Source organism: Streptomyces sp. IBSBF 2435 (genome assembly GCF_036815005.1).
GTDB lineage: Bacteria > Actinomycetota > Actinomycetes > Streptomycetales > Streptomycetaceae > Actinacidiphila.
On sequence record NZ_JAJSYW010000276.1, the window covers coordinates 1 to 6,240 of the forward strand.

Here is a 6,240-nt window from a genome sequence, read left to right on the forward strand (position 1 = left end):
AAGCCGCGGCCGGGCGGCGGGCGGCGGAAGCCCGGGCGGTGGGTGCGGGAGGCCCGAACGGCGGGCGCAGGAAGCCGGGCGGCGGGTGCGCCCCCCCGGGAAGGGAGCGCACCCGCCGTCGTCCTTCAGGTGCCGGACGGCTACCCGTCGATGCGGTGCGTGCTCCAGAACGACGTCAGATCCGTCGACGTCGCCGCCTGCGCCGCCGCCTTGAACTCGGCGGTCGTGGAGACCCCGTACCAGTGCGCCTGCGCGTAGTTCCGCAGCAGGGTCGTCATCGCGCTGTCACCGACGAGCCGCCGCAGGTCGTGCAGCGCGCACTTGCCGTACCCGTACACCACCGTGGAGTAGCGCGACGAGTGCGCGTCCCAGTAGGCCATCGAGTTCGTGATCTTCTCGCTGGACGACGCCCACGACACGCTGTTCCAGCAGTTCGTGCCGGTCTTGCCCTGCGCGAGGTCCGTGGAGTAGTCCGTGAACGCCTCGTCCAGCCAGGGGCTGTTGTACTCGTCGTCGCCGACGATCCCGTACCACCACTGGTGGCCCAGCTCGTGGGTGAGCGCGGTGCTGTCGACCAGGTCCAGGACGAAGCCCGGGTATTCCATCCCGCCGAACCAGAAGTTGTTGTCCAGCACGGCGTCCACCTCACCGTACGGGAAGGCCCCGAAGCGTCCCGCGTGCGCGTCGATCGCCGAGATCGAGGTGCTGAGCATCGACTGGGCGTTCGCCGAGCTGATGCCGCTGACCGAGTAGACGTTGACCTTCGTCCCGGCGGGCGAGGTGCCCGAGACCTTGCTGAACGCGCCCGCCGCCCAGGCGAAGTCCCGGACCTTGCTGGCGGTGGCCGTGGTGACCGTGCGGCCCGAGGCTCCGGGGGTGTCGACCGACGTGCCGGTGGCGGGCACCAGCAGGCTCGTCGGGTGGTCGAGGGTCACCCGGAAGTCCGCGGCGAGCGAGTAGAAGGCCTCGCCGTTGTTGGTGTACGGGTCCAGGTGCCAGCCGGAGCCGTCCCTGATCGCCAGCAGCGGCAGCGCGTTGCCGATGAAGCTGAACGCGCCGTCCCGCCCGAACCGGTCGGCGCCGCTGGGCACCACGATCTTCAGGTCGAACCCGATGGTGCCGGACTGGCCCTGGGCCAGCGGCGAGGGCAGCGTGATGTCGAGGGCCGTGCAGCCGACCGACAGCGCGCCCGCGGTGCCGCCGGTCACATTGGTGACGGTGATCGGCGTGGTCGGGCAGCTGCCGTGGTAGTTGTCCCACAGCCGCAGGTAGACGTCATTGAGCGGCGAGGGCGAGGCGTTGGTGAAGGTCACGCTCTCGTGGCCGTTCCACGTGGCGCCGGTCGTGTCGCTGGTGAGGCTGACGGTGTACGCGGGCGAGGCCGGCGTACGGGTGGAGTCCGCGGGTGGCGGGGTGGTGGGCGGCGTCGTCGGCGGGGTGGTCGGCGGGGTGCCGCCGCCCGAGGTGGTGAGCGCCACGTCGTCGATCACGAAGCTGGTCTGCTGCCCGGAGTCCTCGGTGCCGCTGAAGGCCAGGCTCACGTTCTGCCCGATGAACGAGGACACGTCGAAGGTCCGCTGCACGTACCCGGTGGCCGCGTTGAGGTTCGAGTACGTCGCGAGCGTGCTGCTGCCGAGCTTCGCGGTGAGCTTGTCGTACGCGGTGGTGGTCGTCGTCTCGGCGGTGTCGATGTGCAGCCACACGGTCAGCGAGGCGGCACTGCATCCCGCGGGTATCGCCAGCGACTGGCTGAGCGTGTCCGTGTGCGTGGAGCCGTAGCCGTTCAGCCAGGCGAAGTAGCTGCCCGCGTGCGCGCTCTGGCCGCCGCCGGTGGTGATCACCCCGCTCGACGCGGTCCAGGGCGAAGTCCCGTTCTCGAAGCCGCCGTTGCCGACGACCTGGCCGGGGGAGCAGGCCGCTGCCGCGCCGGGCGCGCGGGCGGCGCCGGTGGTGCCCGCCGCACCGGCCATGCCGGCCACGCCGAGGCTCACCGCGACGGCGAGCCCGGCCGCGCCTGCGCCGGCCATCAGGGAGAGAAGTCGTTTCCTCATCTACTCATCGGTCCTCTCGGAGGGTGGGGGATGAGCCGGCAAGTGGCGCTGCCGTAGGGGGAGTCTGAACACGACCGCTCCCCGCCGGTAAGGTCCGGCGGGGAGCGGTAGGGATATCCCTATGCGGTTGCTGTGCGACCCCGCTCGCGGGCCGGGGCGGCCAGGACGGCAGCGTCCAGTTCCGGTTGGCGCCGCCGCAGGTCCGGATCCGCAGCCGGGTGCCGTCGGCGGAGCTGGGCCCTGCGGCGTCCAGGCACCTGCCGGAGCCCGCGTCGACCAGGGTGGCGGGCCGGCGACGCCGGCGGGCGGACCGGAGCGGCATCGCTGTTCCGCGGGTACCGGCCACGCCGCCGCCGTATGCACTGTCGGGAGCACGAGGGGGCTGGGGCCACGATGCAGATTCTGATCCGGTGTGTCGCGGAGGACGACGGCGACGACGTCTCCTCCGAATTGTTCGACTGGCCTGTGGACGACGCCGATGCGCGCAGGCACGCCGCTCCCGAACTGAAGCCCGACACGCCCGCGCCCGGCAAGCTCGGCGGTGCGGAGCTTGTCCAACTCGTCCTGAGCGGCGCGTTCAGCGCCACTTCGCTCGGCGTCGTGCTCGCTCAGTGGCGCGAGCAGCGGCGGCTCGCCGCTGCCCCGAAGATCACCGTCACGGTCCAGAAGGACGGCAAGCAGTTCGCGGTGACCGGTGTGGACCCCGGTGAGATTCAACGCAAGCTCGACGAGCTGGACGCGGCCTGACCGGATCATGCGGTCGCCGCGCCCGAACGAGTCCCGTGCGGTGCTGATCGGGGTCGCGGACTATCCGGACAACGGGGAGCATTGGGGCTACAACAGGGCAACACCTACGTGGAGCTCGCAGATGCGATCGAGGCTGTCCGCGAGGCGCTCCGGCACACCGCCGCGGGCGGAGACAGGACCCTGCGGTTCGAGGTCGGTCCCATCGAACTGGAATTCGGCGTCGAGCTGCGGACGGACGCGAACGCCCGGGCGGGAGTCCGCGTCATGGTTCTGGCCGGCGGCCCGGACCAGACCGCGGGTGCGGCACGGCACCGCATCCGGCTCGAATTGAAGCCGGTGTCAGAAGGCGGTAGCTCCCTGATGATCGACGACAGCGGCCACATCTGGTGACCGTCCGCGGGCTGCGGCAGCGAGAGCGGCTGCGTACACCGGTCCCCGGTGGCGGGCGCCGCGGTGCCGAGCGGACAGGAGGCGGGAGCGGGACGTAGGCCGGCGGGCGCCATGGGACGGCCCTGGCGTCGCCCGGCGGCTGCCGCGTACGGGGGCTGGAGCGATTCGTCCGCGCGGGCCGCGTTCCGCAGTACGAGCCGGCGGCCGTGGGCGGCGTCCAGGCTGTTCTGATCAACCGCCGCCCGGCGCCGCCGCTGCCGCCCGGCTTCGACGCATGAGCCGCGCGGGACGCGTTCCCGCGGTCGGCGGCGCGGGCGATCGACCGCACCGGGCGCCGCCTCGGCGCGCGGTCGCGAGGGCGTTCCCGTGCACTGAGGTATGCCTCCTGCAACCGGTGGGTCGTGAAGGCCGGGTGGTGCCGGAGTGGCTTCGCACCGAACATCGTTGCAGAGCATCGCGGTTCGACGTGCGGCCCCGGCACGCGCCGTCGCCGCGCGCTGAGCTGCGCATGCCCGCCGCACCGTCGCGGTGCACTTTTTGCCGCGTACTCCGAGACTCAGGCGATGGAGGATCGTATGGCGTCAAGAGATCGCACGGATGTACCAGAACTCATCGGCCGCGCACGGGAGAAGAAGGTACTCGGCGAGGCGTTGCTGCACGCCAGAAGGGGCGAGGGCCGCGCAGTGTTCCTGGTCGGCGAGGGGGGCATCGGCAAGTCGCGGCTGGTGCTGGAGGCCACCGCGCTGGCCCGCGACGCCGGCATGCTGGTGCTGCTCGGCCGGGCCAGCAGGACCGGCCCTTCCAGCGCCATGCGCCCGCTGGCCGAGGCTCTGGCCAGCCTCTTCCGTGACGGGAGCGGGCCGTCGCGGGCGGAGATCGGCCCCTACCACGCGGCGCTCGGCGGGCTCGTCCTGGAGTACGGTCCCGGCGGCGCGGCCGGGGACACAACGGCGGTGAGCCGTACGGCAGTCGGGGACGCCACCGACGCGCCCGGCCCCGACGGAACCGGCGGGCGGCACGGGCGTACCGGCGCCGCCGACCGGGTCGATTCGTCGGCGCCGTCGCCGCTGATGCTGGCCGAAGCGATCCTGCGGCTGACCGCCGCCGCCGGCGCCGGGCGCGGCTGCCTGCTGGTCCTGGAGGACCTGCACGACGCCGACGAGCAGACCCTGGCGGTGGTCGAGTACCTGGCCGACAACATCGCCGGGCAGGGCTCGGTGCTGCTCGCCACCGTACGGCACGATCCGGGGACGGCCGGGGACCTGGCGCACGCGCTGGCCCGGCGCGGCAACGCCGTCCTGCTGCGGCCGAAGCGCTTCAGCCGGGGGGAGGTCGCCCTGCTGGCCGGCTCGGGCCTCGGCGTGAGCCCGGCCAGCCTGCCGACCGAGGCGGTCAGCCGATTATGGCGGGACAGCGCGGGGAATCCGCTGGTGGCCGACGAGTTGCTGCACGCCATGGCCAGTGCCGGCATGCTCGTCGTCGACCCCCAGGGCTGCCGGTTCGACACCGAGGCCGGGCTGGAGCTCCCCTTCGCGGTGGGGCACCGGATCACCCAGCACGTGCGGCAGCTCGGCGCGGAGATGGACCGGATGCTCCGCACCGCCGCGGTGATCGGCGAGCGGTTCCCGGTGTCGGTGCTGCAACGCGTCCTGGGCACCAGCCAGCGCAAGCTGCTCGACCACCTGCGGGCGGCCCTCGCGGCGGAAGTGCTGCAGGGCTGCGGCCCCACCGCCGACTGGTACGGCTTCCGCGACCCGATCACCCGCACGGCACTGCTCAGCCAGTTCGCCCCGACGCACCGGACAGCGCTCGCCCGGCGGGCCGCCGACGCGGTTGAGCAACTGCACCCCGGACTGCCGGACATCTGGTGCGAGTTCACCGCCGGGCTCAGGTCCGCGGCGGACGATCCGGTGAGCGCCGCCGTCCTGTGCGGCCGGGCAGGCCGCCGGGCACTCGCCGCCGGACTCGCCGGATCGGCGGCGGAACTGCTGGAGCGGGCGTGGGTGTTGTCCGACGGCGCCGGTGAACCCGGCCTGCGCGCCGACCTGCTGGACGGGCTGCTCACCGCGTTCGCCGAGACCGGCCGGGCAGGGCAGGGGCTGGAGTTCATCGACCTCCCGCAGACCTTCCACGCCGGCGCGACGGAGCCAAGCCGGCTGGCCGGCCTGCACATCCGCCTCGCCCGGCTGGCAGCCGCCGCGGGACGCCGGGCGGAAGGCCGCAGACAGGTGCAGCTCGCGCAGGCGGCGCTGGGCACCGGCGCCACCGACCGGGACTCGGCCGTGCTGGACACGGTCGCCGCGTGGGTGCTGTCGGACTCCCCGCGCGAGGCGGAGCTGCGTGCCGCGCGGGCGGTGGCCACGACGGAACGGGCCGGCCTGCCCGACGCCCGGTGCCGGGCGCTGACCGCACGCGGCGCCCTGGCCATGCGCCACGGCTCGGCCGAGGCGTCCCACTGGCTGACCCGGGCCCGGACCGCGGCCCTCGCCCACAGCCTCCCCCTGCGGCGGCTGGAGGCCACGTATCTGCTGGCCGAGGACGAGTGGCTGGCCCGCGGCGACCGTGCCGCGCTGCTGAACGCCCGCGGCGAGGCCGACCGGCTCGGGGCCGGCTTCATCGCCCACATCGCGGGCAGCAGGCTGGCCCTGGACCACGCGCTGCGCGGCGAGTACGCGGCGGCCGACCGGCTCGCCGCGGACTGCGCGGCCGAGGCGGAACGGCTGGGCCTGCGGGACAGCGCGCGCTATCTCCTCACCGTGCGCGCGGTGTGCGCGGGCCACCAGGGCCGGAGGGCGGAACTCGACCTCCTTGGTGCGGAGTCGCGCCGATGTCCGGGCGATCCGGCACCGACCCGCTCGCTCGCGCTCGGCCTGGCAGGGGTGGTGTGCGCTCTCCTGGAGGAGGACCGCGACCGCGCCGCCCGGGTGATGGCCGAGGCGACCCGTCACGATCACGACAGCCCGGCGCCCCATCCGCTCGTCGGGCAGTACGGCCTGTTCCGCCTGGTCACCGCCGTACGAGGCGGCCCCGCCCCGCTGCCCGGCCCCCGGCC

4 protein-coding genes are annotated in these 6,240 nt (G+C 73.7%); 3 read left to right on the forward strand and 1 reads right to left on the reverse strand.

The genetic code is table 11. From position 1 onward, the window contains the following. Positions 1-140: 140 nt before the first annotated feature. The gene (locus V7E46_RS31780; protein ID WP_443054412.1) at positions 141-2,051 is read right to left on the reverse strand and encodes a M1 family aminopeptidase; all 1,911 of its coding nucleotides are present in this window, start codon (positions 2,049-2,051) and stop codon (positions 141-143) included. A 393-nt stretch (positions 2,052-2,444) separates the two neighbouring features. Here V7E46_RS31780 and V7E46_RS31785 point away from each other — a divergent pair, with 393 nt between their 5' ends. The 3 genes from V7E46_RS31785 to V7E46_RS31795 form a co-directional block, all read left to right on the forward strand. Continuing rightward, positions 2,445-2,798: an effector-associated constant component EACC1 gene (locus V7E46_RS31785; protein ID WP_333771650.1), complete on the forward strand. Its 354-nt coding sequence runs from the start codon at positions 2,445-2,447 to the stop codon at positions 2,796-2,798. A 108-nt stretch (positions 2,799-2,906) separates the two neighbouring features. Further along, positions 2,907-3,188: a trypco2 family protein gene (locus tag V7E46_RS31790; RefSeq protein ID WP_333771651.1), complete on the forward strand. Its 282-nt coding sequence runs from the start codon at positions 2,907-2,909 to the stop codon at positions 3,186-3,188. A 575-nt stretch (positions 3,189-3,763) separates the two neighbouring features. Beyond that, positions 3,764-6,240 (forward strand): ATP-binding protein (locus V7E46_RS31795; protein ID WP_333771652.1); only part of this gene is annotated, 2,477 nt, incomplete at its 3' end.

Coding starts and splice junctions, on each gene's coding strand:
- V7E46_RS31780 (WP_443054412.1), bottom strand. CDS start 2,051: ATGAGGAAACGACTTCTCTCCCTGATGGCCGGCGCAGGCGCGGCCGGG.
- V7E46_RS31785 (WP_333771650.1), top strand. CDS start 2,445: ATGCAGATTCTGATCCGGTGTGTCGCGGAGGACGACGGCGACGACGTC.